The organism is Rhizobium sp. NZLR8 (assembly GCF_019685025.1).
Lineage (GTDB): Bacteria > Pseudomonadota > Alphaproteobacteria > Rhizobiales > Rhizobiaceae > Rhizobium.
Genome location: NZ_JABDVY010000002.1, coordinates 650049 through 670124, shown reverse-complemented (window position 1 = coordinate 670124; position 20076 = coordinate 650049). Strand labels below are relative to the sequence as shown.

Genomic DNA, 20076 nt, shown 5'->3' with positions numbered 1-20076 from the left:
CTCCCGCAGTCGCCTCAGTAAAGAATCGAGCGTTCCGTTTCCTTGTCGAACAGCTGCGCATTGCTCATGTCGGCGACGAGCCTTGCCGTCTCGCCGATCGCCGGACGGAAACGCGGCGAGACCCGGGCGATGAGATTGCGGCCGCCCGCCACCATGTTCAGGTGCACTTCCGAGCCCATTGGTTCTGCAAGTTCCACGACCGCATCCAGCGGCGCCAGATTCTCTTCCGAGATGTCGGCCGGCGGCAGTTCGTGAAAATTCTCAGGCCGGATGCCGAGCACCAGTTCACGTCCCTCATAGGGTGCGATCCTGCCCTTGTCGAAATGATCAGGCAGCGGCAATTCCCGACCATCGAAGACGGCGACATAGCCGTCGCCCCGGCGCTGAACAGTCGAGGGCAGCATGTTCATCTGCGGCGCGCCGATGAAGCCGGCGACGAACATGTTGACGGGACGATCGTAGAGGTTCTGCGGCGTATCGACCTGCTGGATGTGGCCGTCCTTCATGACGACGATCCGGTCCGCCATGGTCATGGCCTCCACCTGGTCGTGGGTGACGTAGATGAACGTGGCGTTGAGGCGCTTATGCAGCTTGGTGATTTCGGAGCGCATCGTGCCGCGCAGCTTGGCGTCGAGATTGGAAAGCGGCTCGTCGAGAAGGAAGACGGCGGGATTGCGCACCATCGCGCGGCCGAGCGCGACGCGCTGGCGCTGGCCGCCCGAAAGCGCCTTCGGCTTGCGGTTCAGGAGATGGGCGATGTCGAGGATCTTGGCTGCATCCTGCACTTGGGCATCGATGAAGTCTCGCGATACTTTTCTGAGCTGCAGGCCGAAGGCCATGTTTTTGTAGACGGTCATATGCGGATAGAGCGCATAGTTCTGGAAGACCATGGCGATATCCCGATCCTTGGAGGGGACGTCGTTCATCAGGTCGCCGCCGATCTTCAGTTCTCCTCCCGAGATCTCCTCGAGGCCGGCGATCATCCGCAGCGTTGTCGATTTACCGCAGCCGGAAGGGCCGACCAGGATGATGAATTCCTTATCGGCGATTTCCAGATCGATGTCGTGGACGACGGTGAGCGCGCCGTAGGATTTGTTCAGCTCTTTAAGCGAAATGCTGGCCATCGGGTCCTCCTGAATTCACCAATAGGAAGACCAGCGGCGCGAAAGGCGCGTCAAAGCTTCCATGTAATAATAATCTCCCCAGGAGACGCATTCATCGACGCCCTCGCCGCGGCAGGTGTTGAAGGGTGATTTCTTCGAATAGGTGGCGTGCAGCACCAGGCCGTTGGAGATCGTGGGATCCTTGACCGCATAGTGGTCGGCCAGGCTCTTCATCATCCGCCGCGCCAGCGTGCGATAACGCTCGGCGGCTTCGGCTTCGACGAGATCGGCCATCTCCAGAAGGCCACAGGCGGTAATTGAGGCCGACGAGCTGTCGCGCGGCTCGCCGTCTGCGTCCGAAAAGACGAGATCCCAATAGGGCACCATGTCGGCCGGCAGCCGGTTGAGATAGAAGGTGAGCAGCCGGTCGAAGGTCTGGCGATATTCCTCAATCCGCTCGTAACGATAGGAGAGCGCCATGCCTGAAATTCCCCAGGCCTGTCCGCGCGCCCAGGCGCTGTCGTCTTTGTAGCCTTGCTTGGTGGCGCCGCGCACCGGCGCTCCGGTGACCGGGTCCATATAGAAGGTGTGATAGGTGGAATCGTCAGGCCGCACCGAATTGGCGAGCGTGGTGCGGGCGTGGATGAGCGCGATCTCGCGGTATTTCGGATCACCGGTCTCGCGGCTTGCCCAGTAGAGAAGCGGCAGGTTCAAGAGGCAGTCGATGATGTAGCGGTATTCTTCTGCTTTACCCTTGCGGCCCCAGGCCTGGATGAATTGGCCGATCGGCTGAAAACGTTCGATCAGCTGGTCGGCGGCGAGGATCGCAGCCCGGCGCCCATCCTCGTCTCCGACGAGCTTCCAGGCGGCGATGCAGGAGGGCGAATAGAGAAAGCCCATGTCGTGATGATCGGTCTCGATGCGGTTAATGATCCGATGCAGGAACGACTGGACCTGGGTCTGCGCGGCATCTCGGAAAACTGCCTCGCCGCTGTGTTCGAAAGCGAGCCACAGCTCTCCCGGCCAGAAGCCTGCTGTCCATTGGTCGTTGGCGACAGCGGGGTAGAAATTCTTGACGCTCGAATGGTTCTGCGCGGCATGGGTGAATTCGGGAAGGTTGCGCCGGATCTGATCGACAGCGAGATCGAGCGCGGTTTTCACCTCCTCGTCGGTGATCGGCTGCGGGGCGACTGAGGAAATGGCGTTCATGGCCTAACCCTTCAATCCGGTCGAGGCGATGCCTTCGACGAAGAAGCGCTGGAGTACAAGGAAGACGACGAGAACCGGGATGAGCGCGACGACGGAGGCCGCCATGATCAGCCCATACTCGGCCGAATATTGCGAGATGAACATGCGCAGGCCGATCTGGACCGTCTTCAGCTCGGTCTTGGTCAGATAGATCATCGGCCCGAGAAAGTCGTTCCACGTGGTGACGAAGGTGAAGATCGTCAGGGTCGAGAGCGCCGGCTTCGACAGCGGCAGCATGATGCGTGCCCAGATCTGGTACTCGTTCATGCCGTCGATGCGGGCCGCCTCGCAAAGTTCGGTCGGAATCGACATATAGAATTGCCGCATGAGGAAGACGCCGAAGGCGGTGAAGGCTTGCAGGCAGATCAGCGCCAGATGGGTGTTGTTGAGGCCGAATTCGCGCATCAGCAGGAATTGCGGCACCATATAGACCTGCCAGGGCATGGCGATGGTGGCGATGTAGCCGAGGAACAGAGTGTTCTTATAGGGAAAATTCAGCTTGGCGAAGGCGTAGGCCGCAAAGCTGGAGGTCAAAAGCTGCAGCAGCGTGACGATGATCGTCAGTTTCGAGGTGTTGTAGATGAAGAGGGCGAGCGGGATCTTCGTCCAGATATCGACGTAGTTTTGCCATTGCGGTACGGACGGTATCCACTCGATCGGGAAGGCGAACACGTCGCGGCTGAGCTTCAGCGATGCCGAAAGCATCCAGGCAAAGGGCATCAGCATGATCAGCGTGACGGCGATGACGATGGCATAGATCGCGACCGTCCCGACGGTCACCTTGCGTCCGGCGATCCTCATGCCTCGTCCTCCCTCTGGCGCCGGAACTGGAAGACGGTGACCGCGAGGACGAGGAAGAACAGCACCAGCGAAACCATGCTGGAATAGCCGAGATCCCAGGAAATGAAAGCTTCGTTGTAGATGTGGTAGACGAGGACCAGCGTCGAGGTGCCGGGTCCGCCTTGGGTGATCATGTAGATCTGATCGAATACCTTGAAGGACTGGATGGTCAGCATGACGGTCACGAAGAAGGTCGTCGGGCCGAGCTGCGGCACTGTGACATGGATGAATTTCTGCCAGGAATTGGCGCCATCGAGGTCGGCGGCCTCGTAGAGTTCGGCATTGATGCCCTGCAGGCCGGCCAGATAGATGACCATGTAATACCCCATGTTCTTCCAGATGCCGAAGAGGATCACCGTCACCATCGCCCAGTGGCGATCGGCTGCCCATCCCGGCATGTTCTTCGGGTCGAGGCCGAGCGTGTAGAGGGCCATGTTCACCGGTCCCATCTCGGGGTTGAAGATCATGTTCCAGACGACCGCGACGGCGACCAGCGAGGCGACATAAGGGAAGAACATCGCCGTGCGGAAGAAATCGCGCCCGACGATCTTCTGGTTGAGGAGAACGGCGAGGCCGAGGGCGCAGACGAGCGTCGCCGGCACGGAGGCGACCGTGTAGATAACCGTGTTCCAGAACGCCGCGATGAAGGCCTTGTCCTCGAACAGCCGCCAGAAGTTGTCGAGGCCCGCGAATGTGATCGCGTTCGAGCCGTCCCAATGCATGAAGGCGAGCGCGAAGGCGAACAGGATCGGGCCGAGCGTGAAGACGGCAAAGCCGATGAAATTCGGCGCAATGAAGGAGTAGGCGACAAGCGCGTTGCGTATCCTGCGCTGGCGCTTGGACAGGACCGTGACCTTCCGGCCGGAGGCTGCCAGAGCGCCATCCGCTGCGATGACCGAATTCGATAGGGACACCGATGCCTCCTCTTCCTCTCGCATCGACATAGCACAAATCCCCTATTGGTCAAACAAGTTCTGAACGTGTCATATGAATTTTATGGAAATCGCAAAATACATATGATAAGTGGGCGGGAAAGCAGACGTCCATCAATGCTTTTCCGGTACGGGGAGAGACATGTTCAGTCAGATTTCAGGACAGCTGCCGGATGTGCTGGGCGATTTCACGCCCGGGGCGGTCTGCTCCGATCGCGTCAGATGGAATTCCGTGCCGCAGGCGACGCGCGAACTGGTCGTTCGGGAGGCCGAAGAGACTCTGGCGCGGGCCTGGCCTGTTATCACTGCGTCGGACTACCGGGCGTTCACCGCGACGGGCAACCGTTCGCGCTTCGAGGAGCTCTATTTCACACGGCGCCGGATGCTCAACAATCTGGTGCTTGGCGAACTTATCGAAGGTGCAGCCCGGTTCCTGCCGAAGATCGTCGACGGCATCTTCCTGATCGTCGAGGAAAGCGGCTGGCAGCTTCCGGCGCATAATGCCTATGAACGCAGCGGCGCGCGGCTGCCGCTACCCGACAATTCGCAACCGGTCGTCGATCTCTTCGCAGCCGAAACGGCTGCCCTGCTTGCCACTATCGTCGCCTTGCTCGGCGACGAACTCGACGGCATCAGCCCCGAGATCACCGCACGGGTGGACCGCGAGATCGAGGCCCGCATCCTTACGCCCTATCTCGCCCGGCATTTCTGGTGGATGGGCCGCGACGATGAGCGGATGAACAACTGGACGGCATGGATAACCCAGAACGTCCTCTTGACGGTCTTTTCGCTGAAAACAGATCAGGCGACGCGCCACGCCGTCGTCAGAAAGGCACTCGGCAGTCTTGATGCTTTCCTGAAGGACTACGCCGAGGACGGCGCCTGCGAGGAGGGCGTCGTCTACTACCGCCACGCCGCGCTTTGCCTCCACGGTGCATTGACCATCCTCGATACCGTGGCCCCGGGCCTGTTTGCCAGGTTCTGGCAGCAGCCGAAGGTCCGCAACATGGCCGAATATATCGCCAACATGCATGTCGCCGGCCGCTACTATTTCAACTTCGCCGATTCTTCCGCGGTGGTCGAACCCTGCAGTGCGCGGGAATACCTATTCGGACAAGCGGTCGGCTCGCCGATGCTGGCCGAGTTCGCCGCAGCCGACAGGGTCGCCGCCGACAATCCGCACCTGCCCGGGGAATGGAACCTCTGGTATCGCGTGCAGGAACTGCTGGTCGGCCCGACGCTTCCCGCTGCCGTCCACCCGCGTCATGCGCGCAGGCGCGAGATCTTCTATCCCGGCATTGGTCTGTTCATCGCTCGCGACGAGCAGTTTTCGCTTGCCGTCAAGGGCGGCAACAACGGCGAGGGCCACAATCACAACGATGTCGGAAGCGTGACGCTCTATAAGAACGGTCGTCCGTTGCTGATCGATGTCGGTGTCGAGACCTATACTGCAAAGACCTTTTCGGCGCAGCGCTACGAGATATGGACGATGCAGTCGGCTTTTCACAACCTGCCGACCTTCGCAGGCGTCATGCAATCCGCCGGCGAAGCGCTCGGCGCGCGCAATGTCGAGGTCGGGTATGACGAGCAGAGCGCGCGCATCTCTCTCGATATATCTGGCGCCTACCCCGCCGAAGCGCAGTTGCACAGCTACCGTCGCGTCGTTTCCCTGCTGCGCGGCCGCCATGTCGAGATCGTCGACACCTATGACGGCGGCAAGCCGGCCATCCTGTCGCTGATGACTTGCCTGGCACCGACCGTCACCTCGGACAGGATCGATCTCGCCGATCTCGGCAGCATTTTCGCCGACGGCAGTGGGCCGATCGAAATCGATGAGATCGACGTGGACGACATCAGGCTGAGAGCGGCCTGGCCGGAAAAAATCTACCGGCTGCGCCTATCGTTTCCCGGCAGGGTCCTGAGATTGCGGATCGTCTGAGGAGGACGAGCATGAAATTGACGCTAAAGATCACGGACGCCAATGGGTTCGTGCTGGCAAGCTCCACTGGGCAGGACGAGACGTTTCTAGTCTATCGCCAGAGCTATCGCGAGGGCGATTGCGTCGTCGTAGAAGCTTCAGAACTCGGGCATGTGTTCCTGGCGCTGGACAGCGCGATCCAGCCCGGCCTCGTCTATATCAGGGAAAGCGACTATTGCTTCGCCGTGCCCTTCGGCGACAAGCGCAAGTCCTATTCGCCGAACGCCTTTAAGGGTGATATCCATCGGCTTTCAGCAAAAAGCGCGCGGCCCGATGAGATCGCCCAGCGGCGCAATCTCGCCCTGAACCCCTGGGACGATCACGCCAATCGGACGCTTTTTCCGCATGCGCGCGCCAATGTCGAAACCCGAGGGGAAGCGGTCTTTGCGGCGCGCAACGCGATCGACGGCGAAAAGGCCAACGACGATCATGGCTTCTGGCCTTACACCAGCTGGGGCATCAATCGCGATCCTGAAGCCGCGCTGACCGTGGAGTTCGGCAGGCCCGTCCGGATCGATGAGATCGTCTTCTACCTCCGGGCCGACTTCCCGCATGATTCCTGGTGGGAGAAAGCCAGCGTCACCTTCTCGAATGGCAGAACCTCTTCTTTTCCGCTGGTGAAATCCGGCGCCGCGCAGGGTTTTTCCATCGAACCTTGCATCGTCGAATGGGTCGAAATGCATGGCCTGATCAAGGCGGAGGACGGCTCGCCCTATCCGGCGCTGACGCAGGTCGAAATCTGGGGAACGGAAGCGCCGGGCGCCGTCGACCGGAACGTCGCAGCCGTTGCTGCCGAAGGCGAAGCTGAGCACGCCTGATAGCAGAGAAACCGCGTCGCTTCCGTCAGAGCATGTGCCCATGCTAAGGAGGTCGGATGCGACTGCTTGTGGTGGAGGACAACAAGGATCTGGCGGCCTGGCTGGGGAAAGCCCTGCGACAGGCGCAATATGCTATCGATATCGCCCATGACGGCGAGGACGCCGAGCATATGCTCAAGGTTGCCGAGTATTCGGCAATGATCCTCGACCTTGCGCTGCCCAAGCTTGACGGCTTAACGCTCTTGAAGCGATTGAGGCAGTCGGGAAGTAAGCTGCCGGTCATCATCTTGACCGCGAATGCGAGCCTGGATGGGCGTGTGGCCGGGCTCGACAGCGGCGCCGACGATTATCTCGCCAAGCCTTTCGAAATCGCCGAGCTCGAAGCGAGAATCCGCGCAGTGGTGCGCCGCGGGCAGGATCGCGCATCGTCGGAAATCACCGTCGGAAACCTACGTTTTTCCGGTGGGACGCGGCAGTTTTTCGTCGCGGATGAGCTGTTGCAACTGACGCCGCGAGAATATGCTGTCCTTGAGCAGCTCGTCATGAAGCTTGGCACCACCGTCTCGAAAGCCACGCTTTCTGAAAGCGTGTTCGGTTTCGACGACGAGGCGGATCCGAGCGCCATCGAAATCTACGTCCACAGGCTGCGAAAGAAGCTCGAGAGCAGCTCGGTTCAGATCGCGACGTTGCGTGGGCTCGGTTATCTCCTCAGACATGTCCAGTAGCGTCGTCACAAAGGTAGGGGCGACGATCGCGCGGCTCAGCCGGAGCCTGAGGGTGCAACTGCTCTGCTGGGTGCTGCTGACCCTGCTCGGCGCCATCGGCTTCAATCTTTACGACAGCTTCTGGACGGCCGACGCGACGGCAAAGCTGGTGACGGATCGAACGCTTCTGGCCTCGGCCCGGGTCATCGCCGAGGCCGTCCGCGTCGACGAGGGCGGCAATGTTCAAGTGGACGTGCCGCCTTCCGCGCTGGAGATGTTCGATACAGGCTTCGGTGACCGGGTGTCCTATCAGGTGATCACTGCGTGGGGCAGTCTTGTGAGTGGCGTTCCCGACCTGCCGTTGCCGGCCATCCATCGCGCAGGTGAGGATCGCGCGTTTCATGGCGCCGATGTGCGCGTCATAATGCTCGACCATCCTGTCGTCGGGCTGCCCGATGACGGCACCATCTCCGTGACCGTCGCCGTGACCCATAACAGCCAGTACGCGATGCGACGGCAGCTGTGGCTCTCGGACTTTTCGAAGCAGTTTGTGCTCCTCTTCGTCGCAAGCCTGGTGACCATCCTCGGGCTTCAACGGGGCCTGGCGCCGGCTCTGCGACTGCGGGACGCTGTGCGACAGCGCGGTCGCAACCGTCTCGATCCGCTGCCGCCGGAGATGGTGCAGAGCGAACTGCAACCGCTCGTTCACGCACTCAACGACTACATGGAGCGCGTCCAGAACCAGATGGCCGCGCAGCGACGGTTCGTATCGAATGCTGCTCATCAGCTGCGAACGCCCTTGGCGCTGATTTCGACCCAGGCGAGCGTGGCGGCCCGCGAAGACGATGCGGGTCGCCGCGACGAGGCGCTCTTTGCGCTTCGCACCAGCACGAAGCAGATTTCGCGTCTCGCCAGCCAGCTCCTTACCTTGTCACGCGCCGAGCCCGGAAGCCGGCGCCCACGCAGCGACGCTGCCGACCTCAGCAAGGCAGCCCGTGAGATTTTGGAGGCGCATGCTGAAGAGGCGCTGAGGCGCAACATCGACGTCGGTCTGGAAGCGGATGGTCCCGTCATCGTCGAAGGCGACGGGACGATGTTGCGCGAGATGCTGGTCAACCTCATAGACAACGCGATCCGCTATACCAGCCCGAACGGACGGGTGACCGTCACGGTCGGGCAAGCGGACGGCAACGCCGTCGTTACCGTCGAGGACAGCGGGCCGGGGATTCCCCACGGGGAGCGGGAGCAGGTTTTCGAACGGTTCTACCGGATCATGGGGACCGAAGCGGAGGGCAGCGGTCTTGGGCTTGCGATCGTCCGGGAGGTCGTCGAAGGTGCGGGAGGTTCAGTCTCGCTCGATGATGCAGATGGCGGCGGTCTTGTCGTTACCGTGCGGCTTCCGCTGACCTGAACCCGAGGCGAGGTTCCTTTCAAGATTGACTGCATCAATGAAAGAAGGCCGGGCATGGCGCCCGGCCTTCAGTACGATCTGCCTAGGGAGGATCGATCTGTTTACTGCGTGTCGAGGTGCTGCTGCGGCCGCCACTTCGCCAGACGGTTCTCGACCAACGTCATGATGTATTCCGCAACAAGCGTGACGACCATGACGAGGAGGATTGCCGCGAACATGCCGGCCGCATCGAACGTACCCTTGGCGATCGAGATGAGCTGACCGATGCCAAACCGGGCGCCGACGAATTCGCCGACGATTGCGCCGATGATCGCGAAACCGAAGGACACGTGCAGACTGGCGAAGATCCAGCTCATCGCCGAAGGAATGATCACCGCGCGGGTCACCTGCCAGTCCGAGGCCCCAAGGATGCGGGCATTGGCGATCATATTGCGGTCGGCCTCGCGCACGCCCTGGAAGGCGTTTGCAAACACGACGAAGAACACCATGATGAAGGCGAGAGCGACTTTGGAGGGCAGGCCGAGGCCCATGATCATGATGAAAATGGGGGCGAGAACGACGCGCGGTATCGAGTTGATCGCCTTGATGTAGACGGAGAAGATGTCCGACAGAAAGCGGTTGCGGCCGAGGCCGACGCCGACGAAAACGCCGGTGATCGAGCCGGCGAAGAAGCCGATCAGCGCCTCTTCCATCGTCACCCAGAGATTGTACCACAGCGAACCTTCGGTGGTGCCTTCCGTTGCCCATTCATAGAGGCGCTGAACGACGCCGCTCGGGCTCGAATAGAAGAACGGGTCGATCCACTGCATATTGGAGGAGAGTTCCCACATGCCGATCGCGAAGACCAGGATGGCGATCTGCCAGAAACGCACCAGAAATTTCCGCTGACGCATCGCCTTCAGCGCCGACGCCTCGATTTCTGTATCAGACGTGCCCGGCCGAAACATGGTGGCCGAACCGGCCTCAAGAGTGGTGTGTGCCATGATATCCTCCCTCAGGCCGCTTCGCTTGCGCGGCGGTAGCTGGTCTCGACCTCTTCGCGGAGGTCCTCCCAGATCGTCTTGCAATAGTCGATGAAGCTCTGCTCGTAGCGGATTTCCGACACGACGCGCGGGCGTGGGAGATCGATCGTGTAGACCGACTTGACCGTCGCGGGGCCGGCGGTCAGCACATAGACTTTATCCGCGAGCGCCACAGCCTCTTCGAGATCGTGGGTCACGAACACTACCGAGGCCTTTCGCTCCGCCCAAAGCTTCAAGAGCTCTTCATGCATGACTGTGCGGGTCTGCACGTCGAGCGCCGAAAACGGCTCATCCATCAGCAGGATTTCGGGCTCGTTGATGAAGGTCTGCGCCAGCGAGACGCGCTTGCGCATGCCGCCCGAAAGCTGGTGGGGGTAGTGATGGAGAAATTTCGAAAGACCGACACGGGCGATCCAGTCGCGGGCGCTCTTTTCCGCCTCGGCGCGGGACTTTCCGCGGAACAGTGGACCGGCCATGACATTGTCGATGGCGTTCTTCCAGGGAAAGAGCGCGTCGGTCTGGAATACGAAGCCGACACGCGGGTCAATGCCGGTGATGGGCCCGCCCATCAGCCGGACTTCGCCGGCACTTGGGCGTGCGAGACCGGTCACGAGGTTGAGCGTCGTCGATTTCCCGCATCCGGTAGGACCGACGACGGCGACAAACTCTCCGCGGGCAACCGTCATGTTGAAATCGCGCAAGGCTGTCAGGGATTTTCCGGTCGGCGAGACGAAGCGCCGGCTGACGTTGATTAGCTCGATCGCCGGGATCTGCTTGTTGTCATGTTGCATGATGATACCTGAGGCGTGCCTTAGGGCGCGTGCACGCAATGCCCATGGATCGATCGGAGGCCGCTTCCGGCTGAAGCCGGAAGCGATATCACGCGTTACTTGACGTTCTTGACGAATTCCGTCGTGTAGGTCTTGGAAAGGTCGATCTGCTTGCCTTTGACGTTCTTGGAGAATTCCGAGAGCACGGCAAGCACGGTCTTCGGACCGTCTTCCGGCATGACACCATCAGTGGTGAACATGCCCTTGCCGTCGTTCAAAGCCTTGATGTAGCCGTCCTTGTCGCCGACGTAAAAGTCCTTCGGCATCTTGTCTGCGATCTCGGCGGCAGAATGCGTGTTGATGTAGCGCAGGGTCTTCACGAAAGCGTTGGCGAGCTTTTGTGCCTCGTCCTTGTGCGCATCGACCCAAGCGGTTTCCATATAGAGCGAGGCGGCCGGATAGGTCCCGCCGAGCGCCTTTCGGGTCGATTCGACCGTGCGCATGTCGACGAGAACGCTGGCTTCGCCGGTTTTGATCAGGCGCGAGATCGTCGGTTCCGTCGTCATGCCGGCCTGGATCTGATCCTGTTGCATGGCGGCGATGAACGTGCCGCCGGCACCGACTGGAACGGTGACGACGTCGCCCGGCTGCAGGCCGGCCTTCGACGCCATGAAGAGCGTCAGGAAGTTGGTGGAAGAGCCGAGGCCGGTAACGCCGAGGGTCTTGCCCTTGAAATCGGCCGGCGATTTGATCTCCGGATGCTTGCTCGAGACCATCTCGACCTCACCCGGCGCCTGACTGAACTGGACGAGAGATTCGACGAACTTGCCCTTGGCCTGCAGGTCCACGCAATGGTCGTAGAAGCCGACAACACCCTGGACGGCGCCCGCCAGCAGCTGGTTTTCGGCATCGACGCCGGCAGCTTCATTCAGGAGTTCGACGTCGAGGCCTTCGTCCTTGAAGTACCCGAGCGATTCGGCGAGCTTGGCCGGCAGATAGATCTGCTTTTCATAGCCGCCGACCATGATGGTGATCTTGTCGGCTGCGTTTGCGGCGCTCGCAGCGAAAGATGCTGCAGCGAAAAGCGTGGAAAGGGCTACGGTTTGAAAAAGGCTGCGTGAAGAACGCATGGAAATCTCCTCCTGGTGCTTGCATCGTCGTCTGGCCACCTTGACCGTGCTCCTCCACGATGCTGCCCTTTCCTATGACGTCGAAGCTTTCAACTAGCTTTCAGCCGCAGAAGGGTCAAATAGCGCGTCCAATCCATGCGACACGCCGAAAAACGCGTTGCGCGCGCTTCCATACAATGGAGGAGCCTGCTCAAATTGCCGGGAAAGTCGCTTTCGGCGTCGATTTTTGGATGGGTTGGTCGTGACTGTCGAAAAGCCTGCCGTGCGGCGGGAGCTTCTCGTTGGACTCAGGTCGCAAAACTCCGCAGGTCCTTCAGCAGGTTGCGGTACCTCGTCTGACTGCCGACCAGGTGCTCACGCATGGCGTTGCGGGCAGCCTGCTCGTCCCTGTCGGAGATCGCAACGATGATTGCTTCATGTTCCCTGTGGATCAGCTTTCGGTAGGCGGTCTGCTCGGCAGTCCTTGTTTCCGGGACAAGTCTCGATTGCGGGATGATCGCTGACCCCTGGGATTGAAGGAAGTGCTTGAACAGTGGATTGTTGGTCGCCTCGGCGATCGCGACATGGAGTTCGAGATCCGCCTCGCGGATGGATTGATCCGTCTCGATGCACTGGAGGATCTTCCGGTGGCATTCGAAGATCGCTTCCTCCTGCGCCGGCGAGCGGCGCAAGGCGGCAAGTCCGGCCGCCTCGATTTCGACGGGGGTTCGGATTTCGAGCACTTCCAAGTCGGAGGCGACACGGGCCTTGTCGTTGCGCCCGGAGAGCGCCGCGCCCAGATCGGCGCCAACCACGAAGATGCCGGCGCCCTGGCGTACTTCGACGAGCCCGTCGGAGCGAAGTGCGGCCACCGCCTCGCGCACGACGGTCCGACTGACGCGATGTGTTTCGGTCAGTTCATGCTCACTCGGGAGCTTGTCGCCGGCAGAATACTGGCCGCTCAATATTGCCTGTCGCAGGCTCTCGCCGACCCGTGAGACCAGCGACCCCGAGCCCTTACCGCGATCCTTCACCTGCATAGCCACGCCTCGCCCCTTGCATCGGCTGGATCCGGACGCCGCCGAGTTTGGTGGCATGCGAAATCTCGATTCATCACACATGTATGACAAATCGTATCGTCTTTCAATGAAGAACGGCACCCGTTGCTTGCCTGTTTTGCCGGGTAGGGTGCTGCGACCCAGAAGATCTCTTCGGCGTTAGCGAGGTATCCGCCCGCGCACCGCGTCTTCCTTCGCCTCACTAAGAGAGTTCAGGGAGGGGCGATTCAGAGGCGCTTGGTCGACTCCCCGCGCACGAATCTCGGCGTCAGGATGAAATCCTGCGGCGGCTCTGCGGCGGCCTCGGGGCTGGCTATTCTTGCCAGCAGACGCTGTGCGGCCAGTTCGCCGAGCTTCGGTGCATCCTGAACCACCATGGTGATGCGCGGCGTGATGACGTTGCTCCAGGGCACGTCGTCGACCATTGCCAGCGACACGTCGTCAGGGCAGCGGAAACCCATCTCCTGCATTACCTGCAGGGCCGCCAGCCCCGTCATATTGTTGGCGCCGATGATGGCGGTCGGCCGGTCGCGGCGGGTTAAGAGCCGCATCGCCTGCGCATGGCCGCCGGTCCTGGTGTAGCCGCCCTCGACGACCAGCGAAGGGTCGATGTCCGCGCCGGCGCCGGCCATCGTATCCATGAAGCCTTTCAGGCGTTCGTCGGCGGTGTGCAGGCCGCTTGGGCCGGAGATGAAGCCGATGCGCCGGTGGCCGAGCTGCAGCAGATGTTCGGTCAGGATAGTTGTCGTCAACGGATTGTCGGAGCCGACGAAATCGCGTTCTGCGCCCTCGACCTTCTGGTCGAACATCACGATCGGCGTCTTGAAGTCGCGCAGGAAGGTTGCGTACTCCTCGCCGCGCCCGTTGGCTGCCAAGGCAATGCCGGCAATCTTCTGTGCCTCCAGCCGCTCCAGCAGCGCCCGTTCAAGATCGGCCCTGCCGGAGGAGTCGGCGATCAGGACGAAATAGCCGTGATCGAGCGCCTGGTGTTCAATTTCGCGGCGGATGTCGCCGAAGAACATGTTGCCGAGATTGGCCGAAACAAAACCGATCAGCGAACTGCGTCCGCGCGCCAGCGTCTGGGCCACCGGATCGATACGGTAGCCGGTCGATTTTATCGCCTGCTGGATGCGATCGAGCGTCTCGGCGCCGACCCGCTTCGGACTGTTGAGCGCGAGCGAGACGGTCGAGATCGAAACCCCCGCAAGACGCGCTACATCACGTATGGTGGTCATTTTTTGTCGAACCGGTTCTATAGGTTATTTATGGCAGATTTTATTTGTCGGTGCAACACGTTGACGGCAAAAGCGGCAACGTGCGGGCGAGATTCCGACTTGAACTAGATGGATTTCGGCTTGACAGCTCGAAACTCGCGGCGGATGATCTGGCCACCGAACCGGTTCGATGATGTAACGAACCGGAAACAGGGAGGAGAAACCTGTGACGATAGCGGCACGCCAGCTGGAAAATTCGGCATCGGACAAGCACGCTTGGTTCAGCCAGGACCGCTTGGGCATGTTCATCCATTGGGGCCTCTATGCGCTCGGAGCCCGCCATGAGTGGTTGAAAAACCGCGAGGAGCTGAGCGACGAGCACTACCAGCGCTATTTCGACAATTTCGATCCCGATCTCTACGATCCCAAGGAATGGGCTCGACGCGCCCGTCTGGCCGGTATGAAATATGCCGTGGTGACGACCAAGCATCACGAGGGTTTCTGCCTCTGGGACAGCAAGGTCACCGATTACAAGGCGACGAACACACCTTGCGGCAAGGACCTGCTGACGCCCCTGGTCGAGGCGTTTCGCGCCGAGGGGCTGAAGATCGGCTTCTATTATTCGCTGCTCGACTGGCACCACCCGGACTTTCCGATCGACGTCCACCATCCCTTGCGCAACCATCCTGACGCCAAGGCGCTGAACGCCGACCGCAAGATCGCCAACTACGCCGCCTATATGCGCGAACAGGTGCGCGAGCTTCTGACCGGATTCGGCCGCATCGACATCATCTGGTTCGATTTCAGCTATCCCGGCCGCGAATATCACGGTCTGCCGGGCAAGGGGCGTGCCGATTGGGAGAGCGAACAACTGATCGAGCTGGTGCGCGAGTTGCAGCCCGAAATCATCGTCAACAACCGCCTCGATCTGCCACCGGGCAAGCTGCCTGATGTAACGACCCCAGAGCAATATACGCCGCGCGTGGCGCCAGCTATCGCCAGCCAGGGGGTGCTCTGGGAGGCATGCCATACCTTCAGCGGCTCCTGGGGTTATCACCGTGACGAGGATACTTGGAAGAGCCCGGAACAGATCATCCAACTGCTGATCGATTCCGTCGCGCTCGGCGGCAACCTGCTGATGAATGTCGGTCCGACTGGGCGCGGCGCGCTCGATGCGCGCGCCATCGATGCGCTCGAGGTTTACCAAAACTGGATGGCCGTCAACGGGCGCTCCATCTATGGGGCCGGGCCATCAGAGCTGCCGGTGCCTGCCGGCTGCCGCTACACCCAGCGCGGCAACCGCCTTTATCTGCATGTCTACAACTGGCCCTACCGCCACGTTCATATCGAGGGCCTCGCGGACAAGATCGCCTATGCGCAGTTCCTGCACGATGCCAGCGAAGTGCGCTGGCTCAGCCACACGAGGGATGTGGATTCCAATATCGGCGTGATGGTGCCGGAAGGCATGATCATGCTCGAACTGCCGGTCCGGCGACCTGATGTCACCGTTCCGGTAATCGAGATCATCCTCAAGGTGTGAGCTCGGTCGCATCCGCACGTTCATTGCGTCATGGAGGGAGGAGAAACCCATGAAGGTTCTGAAGAAAACGCTTTTGCTCGCCGCAATCGGCGGCAGTCTGTTGGCCACCACCGCATCGGCCGAGCAGGTGAACCTGACCTGGCAGATGTGGACCGGTTCCGATGCCGACACCAAGGGCTGGCAGCACCTGGCCGACATGGTGACCACCAAATACCCCGATATCAAGGTGACGCTGACGACGACGGGATGGGTCGACTACTGGACGCGGCTGCCGGTGCTGGCGGCATCCGGACAGCTCGCCGACATCGTTTCCATGCAGTCGCTGCGCATGCCGAATTTTGTTTCGCTGCTCGAGCCTCTGAATAAGCGGATTGCGGCCGACAAGTTCGACGTCGGCGCCTTTACGCCCTCGATCATCGGCGGCATGTCTGTCGACAAGCAGCTTTACGGCTTGCCTTACGACGTCGGTCCGTGGGTCATCTATTATAACCAGGACGCGCTCGAAGCTGCCGGCGTTCCGTTGCCGAAGCCGGGCTGGACGCTTGCCGAATTTACCGATGCCGCCAAGAAGTTGACCAAGGACGGTAAATACGGCTTTGGCATCACCCCGACCAATTATTCGGTTCTGGCCGCCGCCTGGGGCGATAAATATGTCAACGACGCAGGAGAGCTAGACCTCACCAATCCGAGTGCCGTTGCTGCCGCCGATAGGGTGATTGGCTTTGCCGCCAAGGACAAGGTCGCGCCGCTGGTGCCGTCGAGCGCCGATGCCGGCACGGTCATCCAAGGTCGGTTTTATTCGGGCAATGTCGCCATGTATATCGACGGTCCGTGGTCAATCATTGGCATGAAGGACAAGGTCAAGTTCAAAATTGGTTCTACCTCCCTGCCGCGCGGAGACGGCGAGCTTACCGCCGTCACGGCGGGCTCAGGTTTCGGCATCGCCACGACGAGCAAGAACAAGGATGCGGCGTGGAAAGCGATCCAGGTGCTGACCAGCCCGGAGGCGCTGCAGTATCTTGCCGAGCAGGGCCGTGCGCTGCCGGCGCGCACGGCTTCGCAACCCTCGTGGTACAAGGTAGCGGCCAAGGACATTACCAATGGCGGCGAGGCCATCGACTATTCCCTGGCGCATTCCGTGCCCTACGTGATCACCAACAACTGGGCGGCGGTCGAAAACCTGTTCAACCAGTATTTCCCGCCGGCCTTCGGCGGCAGCGCCGACGCCAAGCAGACGATGGAGTCCATCCAGAGCCTTGCGCAACAATAGAGCGCCCGCGCGTCTGAGAAGACGCGCCGTCGCTTTGGATCTGCGCATGATCGTTCGGACAATTGATTTCGATTTACGGGTCATGCGCCAGCTCTCGCCGCGGCAGGATTGTCACGCATGGAGGAAGACATGTCGCAAAGCGCCGTCGCCGAAATTCCGCTGCAGCCCGGTCAGCCACGGCGCTTTCTGATGCCCGAGACCCAGACCGCCATGCTGTTCCTGCTGCCGAGCTTCCTCGGCTTCATGATCTTCATGGCTCTGCCGATCCTGGCGTCGCTGGCGCTGAGCTTCACCAATTGGCAGCTGATCTCGACGCCATCCTTCGTCGGCTTTCAGAATTACATCAAGCTCTTCACCGTCGATCCGGCGTTTTACACCATCTTGCGCAATACGCTGTTCTTCGCCGTCGAATACCTGGCGCTGAACATTGCCGTTTCGCTGACGCTTGCGGTCTGGATATCCAGCCTGAAGCGCGGCAAGGCGATCTTCCGGGTGATCTTCTTCCTGCCGACCTTCACGCCGACGATCGCCGCGTCGGTGGTGTGGCTGCTAATCTTCACGCCGGACGGATTGGCCGACGCCGTCATCCGCGCGCTCGGCCTCGGCCTGCCGAATTTCCTGCTGAACCCGACCTGGGCCATGCAGGCGATCATCCTGGTCACGCTGTGGGCGAATGTCGGCTATAACGTCGTGATGTTCAACGCCGCGCTCGATCTGGTGCCGAAGCATTATCTCGAAGCGGCGACGATCGATGGCGCCAATGCCTGGCAGCAATTCTGGCGCATCCGCCTGCCTCTCATCTCGCCGACCGTCTTCTTCGCCACCGTGATGACGGCGATCACTTCGCTGCAGGTCTTCGACGAGATCTTTGCGATGACGCGCGGCGGCCCAGGCTCGGCGACGGCCACACTCGGCTTTGCCATTTATCAGAAAGGCTTCACCAACTTCCAGATGGGTTATGCCTCTGCTCTTGCCTGGGTGATGTTCGTCATGATCATGGCGCTCACCATTCTGCAGTTCCACATGCAGCGCAAATGGGTGCATTATGACGACTGACCCGACCTCACGGCATCCGCATTCCGTCTCTGCGGATCGGCAGCGCATCCTACGGCGCGCCGGCACCTTTATGAGTTATGCGGGAATTTCGCTGGTCGCGCTGCTTTTCCTCTTCCCATTTTTCTGGATGGTGTCGAACGCGGTGCGCTCCAACGCCGAAGTGATGGCCGTGCCGGTCCACATTCTGCCCGAGGAGTATCAGTGGGGCACCTTCGTCGATGCCTTCGTTTCGCTTCCGTTCGGAACCTTCCTGTTGAATTCCATTATTGTCGCCTGTGGGGTGACGGCGATCGTGGTCGCGGTTTCATGCCTTTCCGCCTACGCCTTCGCTCGGCTGAGGTTTCCCGGGCGGGAAGGGCTGCTGCTCACCTATCTGAGCACGCTGATGATCCCGCAGGTGATGCTGGTCATCCCGCTCTTCCTGCTGGTCAGCAAGCTCGGCTGGATCAATACCTATCACGGCATGATCCTGCCGGTCGCCTTCTCTTCCTTCGGCACGTTTTTGCTGAGGCAGTTTATCCTCGGCATTCCCAAGGATCTCGACGAGGCGGCGATGATGGACGGCGCTTCGCGCCTGCGTATCCTGGTCACGGTGATCGTTCCGCTTGCCATGCCGGCGATCGGCCTGCTGTCGCTCTTCACCTTCATCGCGCAATGGAAGAGTTTCCTCTGGCCGCTGATCGCTACCAGCGGCGTCGAAAAAGCCACGCTGCCGCTCGGGCTCACCCTGTTCCAGACGCAGCAGGGCACTTCGTGGAATTACATCATGGCGGGTGCGACGATTTCCATGCTGCCGGGCGTCATCCTAGCCATCGTGATGCAGAGGATAATCTACAAAGGCATCTCCGTCGGGTCCGGCTTCGGCGGACGATAATTTATATAAAAAACAGATTAGAGCGTGCCGCGTCAGGTTCGACGCGAAGCTGGTCAAGTTCGGCTGGTGGCCGCCGAAGATGGCGCTCCCGCGCCGCAAAATACACTCGCGCTTAACTTTTGCTTCGCGTCGAAAAGTAAAATTTAACCAAAATTTGAAATAACGCAGTTCTATCCGACTTGCCCAGGGGAACTCATGAAAACGGCCACGCTTGCATCCATCGCCCTGGCGATATCGATCTCTGCCGCCAATGCCCAGACGATCGGGGTTTCGATGTCCGATCTCGACAAATTCAGAACGGCGCTTCTAAACGGTGTCGTCGCGCATGGGCAGACGATATCCGGCCTCAAGCTCGTCACCGAGAATGCCAAGGGCGACAACGAGCTGCAGAAGAAGCAGGTTCAGAAGCTCATTGCCGACAAGGTCGACGCGATTATCCTTGCGGTCTCCGATGGCGACCTCGGGCCGCAAATGACCAAGATGGCCGCAGATGCAGGCATTCCGCTGGTCTATATCAACAACGTCCCCTCCAACCTGCTGGACCTGCCGGACAATCAGGTGGTGGTCGCCTCCAACGAAAAGGATTCCGGAACGCTGGAGACGAAGCAGGTCTGCTCCCTCCTTAAGGGCAAAGGCCGCGTCGTCGTGCTGATGGGCGAACCCTTCCATGCGGCCGCCCGCGCACGCACCCAGGACATTTCCGACGTCATCGCCACGCCTGACTGCAAGGGCCTTCAGATCGTCGAACGGCAGGCCGCTTACTGGTCAAGCGATTATGCCGACCAGCAGATGCAGGAATGGCTCGCGGCCGGGGTCAAATTCGATGCCGTCATCGCCAACAATGACGAAATGGCGCTCGGCGCGATCCGCGCCATGAAGAAGGCCAATATCCCGATGAAGGACGTCGTCGTCGCCGGCGTCGACGCGACCGACGACGCGCTGGCCGCGATGGTGGCCGGCGATCTCGACGTCACCATTCTCCAGAGCGCCGTCGGGCAGGGGGCGACGGCTGTCGATGCTGCCGTGAAGCTCGTCAATAAGGAAAAGGTGCCGCGCGAAAACAACGTTCCCTTCGAGCTCGTCACACCTGAGACCATTGCCCAGTATCTGCCGAAGAGCCAGTGAGCAT

General features: G+C 60.6%; 18 protein-coding genes. 9 read left to right on the top strand and 9 right to left on the bottom strand.

Features of this window, described 5'->3' with window-relative positions:
* Positions 1-14: 14 nt before the first annotated feature.
* From HJB89_RS07130 to HJB89_RS07115, 4 genes are read right to left on the bottom strand one after another with little or no spacing between them, the layout of a single operon-like run.
* A complete protein-coding gene (locus tag HJB89_RS07130; RefSeq protein ID WP_207584658.1) occupies positions 15-1124 on the bottom strand; it encodes an ABC transporter ATP-binding protein in 1110 nt (369 codons plus the stop codon).
* Between the two features lie 15 nt (positions 1125-1139).
* Positions 1140-2312 carry a glycoside hydrolase family 88 protein gene (locus HJB89_RS07125; RefSeq protein ID WP_207584659.1) on the bottom strand — a complete coding sequence of 391 codons (1173 nt, stop codon included), beginning with the start codon at positions 2310-2312 and terminating at the stop codon, positions 1140-1142.
* 3 nt (positions 2313-2315) lie between these two features.
* Positions 2316-3152 (bottom strand): carbohydrate ABC transporter permease, encoded by an 837-nt coding sequence (locus HJB89_RS07120; protein ID WP_207584660.1) that lies wholly within the window; start codon positions 3150-3152, stop codon positions 2316-2318.
* Complete coding sequence (locus HJB89_RS07115) at positions 3149-4135, bottom strand: carbohydrate ABC transporter permease (RefSeq protein WP_207584661.1); 987 nt, start codon at positions 4133-4135, stop codon at positions 3149-3151. Before HJB89_RS07115 ends, HJB89_RS07120 begins: the two co-directional genes overlap by 4 nt.
* Positions 4136-4265: 130 nt before the next feature.
* Here HJB89_RS07115 and HJB89_RS07110 point away from each other — a divergent pair, with 130 nt between their 5' ends.
* Genes HJB89_RS07110 through HJB89_RS07095 form a run of 4 tightly spaced genes read left to right on the top strand, consistent with a single transcriptional unit; the run spans position 4266 to position 9034 of the window.
* A complete protein-coding gene (locus tag HJB89_RS07110) occupies positions 4266-6062 on the top strand; it encodes a heparinase II/III family protein (protein WP_221149388.1) in 1797 nt (598 codons plus the stop codon).
* An 11-nt stretch (positions 6063-6073) separates the two neighbouring features.
* Positions 6074-6919, top strand: coding sequence for a carbohydrate-binding protein (locus HJB89_RS07105; protein WP_221115118.1), 846 nt, complete (start codon positions 6074-6076; stop codon positions 6917-6919).
* Positions 6920-6975: 56 nt separating this feature from the next.
* A complete protein-coding gene (locus HJB89_RS07100) occupies positions 6976-7644 on the top strand; it encodes a response regulator (protein WP_007635395.1) in 669 nt (222 codons plus the stop codon).
* Positions 7634-9034, top strand: coding sequence for a sensor histidine kinase (locus HJB89_RS07095; protein ID WP_207584664.1), 1401 nt, complete (start codon positions 7634-7636; stop codon positions 9032-9034). The genes HJB89_RS07100 and HJB89_RS07095 overlap by 11 nt, the downstream gene beginning before the upstream one ends.
* Positions 9035-9135: 101 nt before the next feature.
* Here the strand turns inward: HJB89_RS07095 and HJB89_RS07090 are convergent, their stop codons facing one another.
* The 5 genes from HJB89_RS07090 to HJB89_RS07070 all read right to left on the bottom strand — a co-directional run bounded on the left by HJB89_RS07090 (position 9136) and on the right by HJB89_RS07070 (position 14228).
* Positions 9136-10017, bottom strand: a complete 882-nt coding sequence (locus HJB89_RS07090) for an ABC transporter permease (protein WP_207584665.1) — start codon at positions 10015-10017, stop codon at positions 9136-9138.
* Between the two features lie 11 nt (positions 10018-10028).
* Positions 10029-10847, bottom strand: coding sequence for an ABC transporter ATP-binding protein (locus HJB89_RS07085; RefSeq protein ID WP_221149386.1), 819 nt, complete (start codon positions 10845-10847; stop codon positions 10029-10031).
* A gap of 95 nt (positions 10848-10942) precedes the next feature.
* Positions 10943-11956 (bottom strand): ABC transporter substrate-binding protein, encoded by a 1014-nt coding sequence (locus tag HJB89_RS07080; RefSeq protein ID WP_207584667.1) that lies wholly within the window; start codon positions 11954-11956, stop codon positions 10943-10945.
* A gap of 287 nt (positions 11957-12243) precedes the next feature.
* Positions 12244-12975, bottom strand: coding sequence for a FadR/GntR family transcriptional regulator (locus HJB89_RS07075; protein ID WP_207585190.1), 732 nt, complete (start codon positions 12973-12975; stop codon positions 12244-12246).
* Between the two features lie 245 nt (positions 12976-13220).
* A complete protein-coding gene (locus HJB89_RS07070; protein WP_207584668.1) occupies positions 13221-14228 on the bottom strand; it encodes a LacI family DNA-binding transcriptional regulator in 1008 nt (335 codons plus the stop codon).
* Between the two features lie 205 nt (positions 14229-14433).
* Between HJB89_RS07070 and HJB89_RS07065 the strand changes: the two genes are divergently transcribed.
* The 5 genes from HJB89_RS07065 (at position 14434) to HJB89_RS07045 (ending at position 20072) form a co-directional block, all read left to right on the top strand.
* A complete protein-coding gene (locus HJB89_RS07065) occupies positions 14434-15747 on the top strand; it encodes an alpha-L-fucosidase (RefSeq protein WP_221149385.1) in 1314 nt (437 codons plus the stop codon).
* A 49-nt stretch (positions 15748-15796) separates the two neighbouring features.
* Positions 15797-17017, top strand: coding sequence for a sugar ABC transporter substrate-binding protein (locus tag HJB89_RS07060; protein WP_221139542.1), 1221 nt, complete (start codon positions 15797-15799; stop codon positions 17015-17017).
* A 129-nt stretch (positions 17018-17146) separates the two neighbouring features.
* The gene (locus HJB89_RS07055; protein ID WP_207584671.1) at positions 17147-18073 is read left to right on the top strand and encodes a carbohydrate ABC transporter permease; all 927 of its coding nucleotides are present in this window, start codon (positions 17147-17149) and stop codon (positions 18071-18073) included.
* A complete protein-coding gene (locus HJB89_RS07050; RefSeq protein ID WP_221149383.1) occupies positions 18063-18947 on the top strand; it encodes a carbohydrate ABC transporter permease in 885 nt (294 codons plus the stop codon). The genes HJB89_RS07055 and HJB89_RS07050 overlap by 11 nt, the downstream gene beginning before the upstream one ends.
* A gap of 195 nt (positions 18948-19142) precedes the next feature.
* A complete protein-coding gene (locus HJB89_RS07045; protein WP_207584673.1) occupies positions 19143-20072 on the top strand; it encodes a substrate-binding domain-containing protein in 930 nt (309 codons plus the stop codon).
* Positions 20073-20076: the final 4 nt, after the last annotated feature.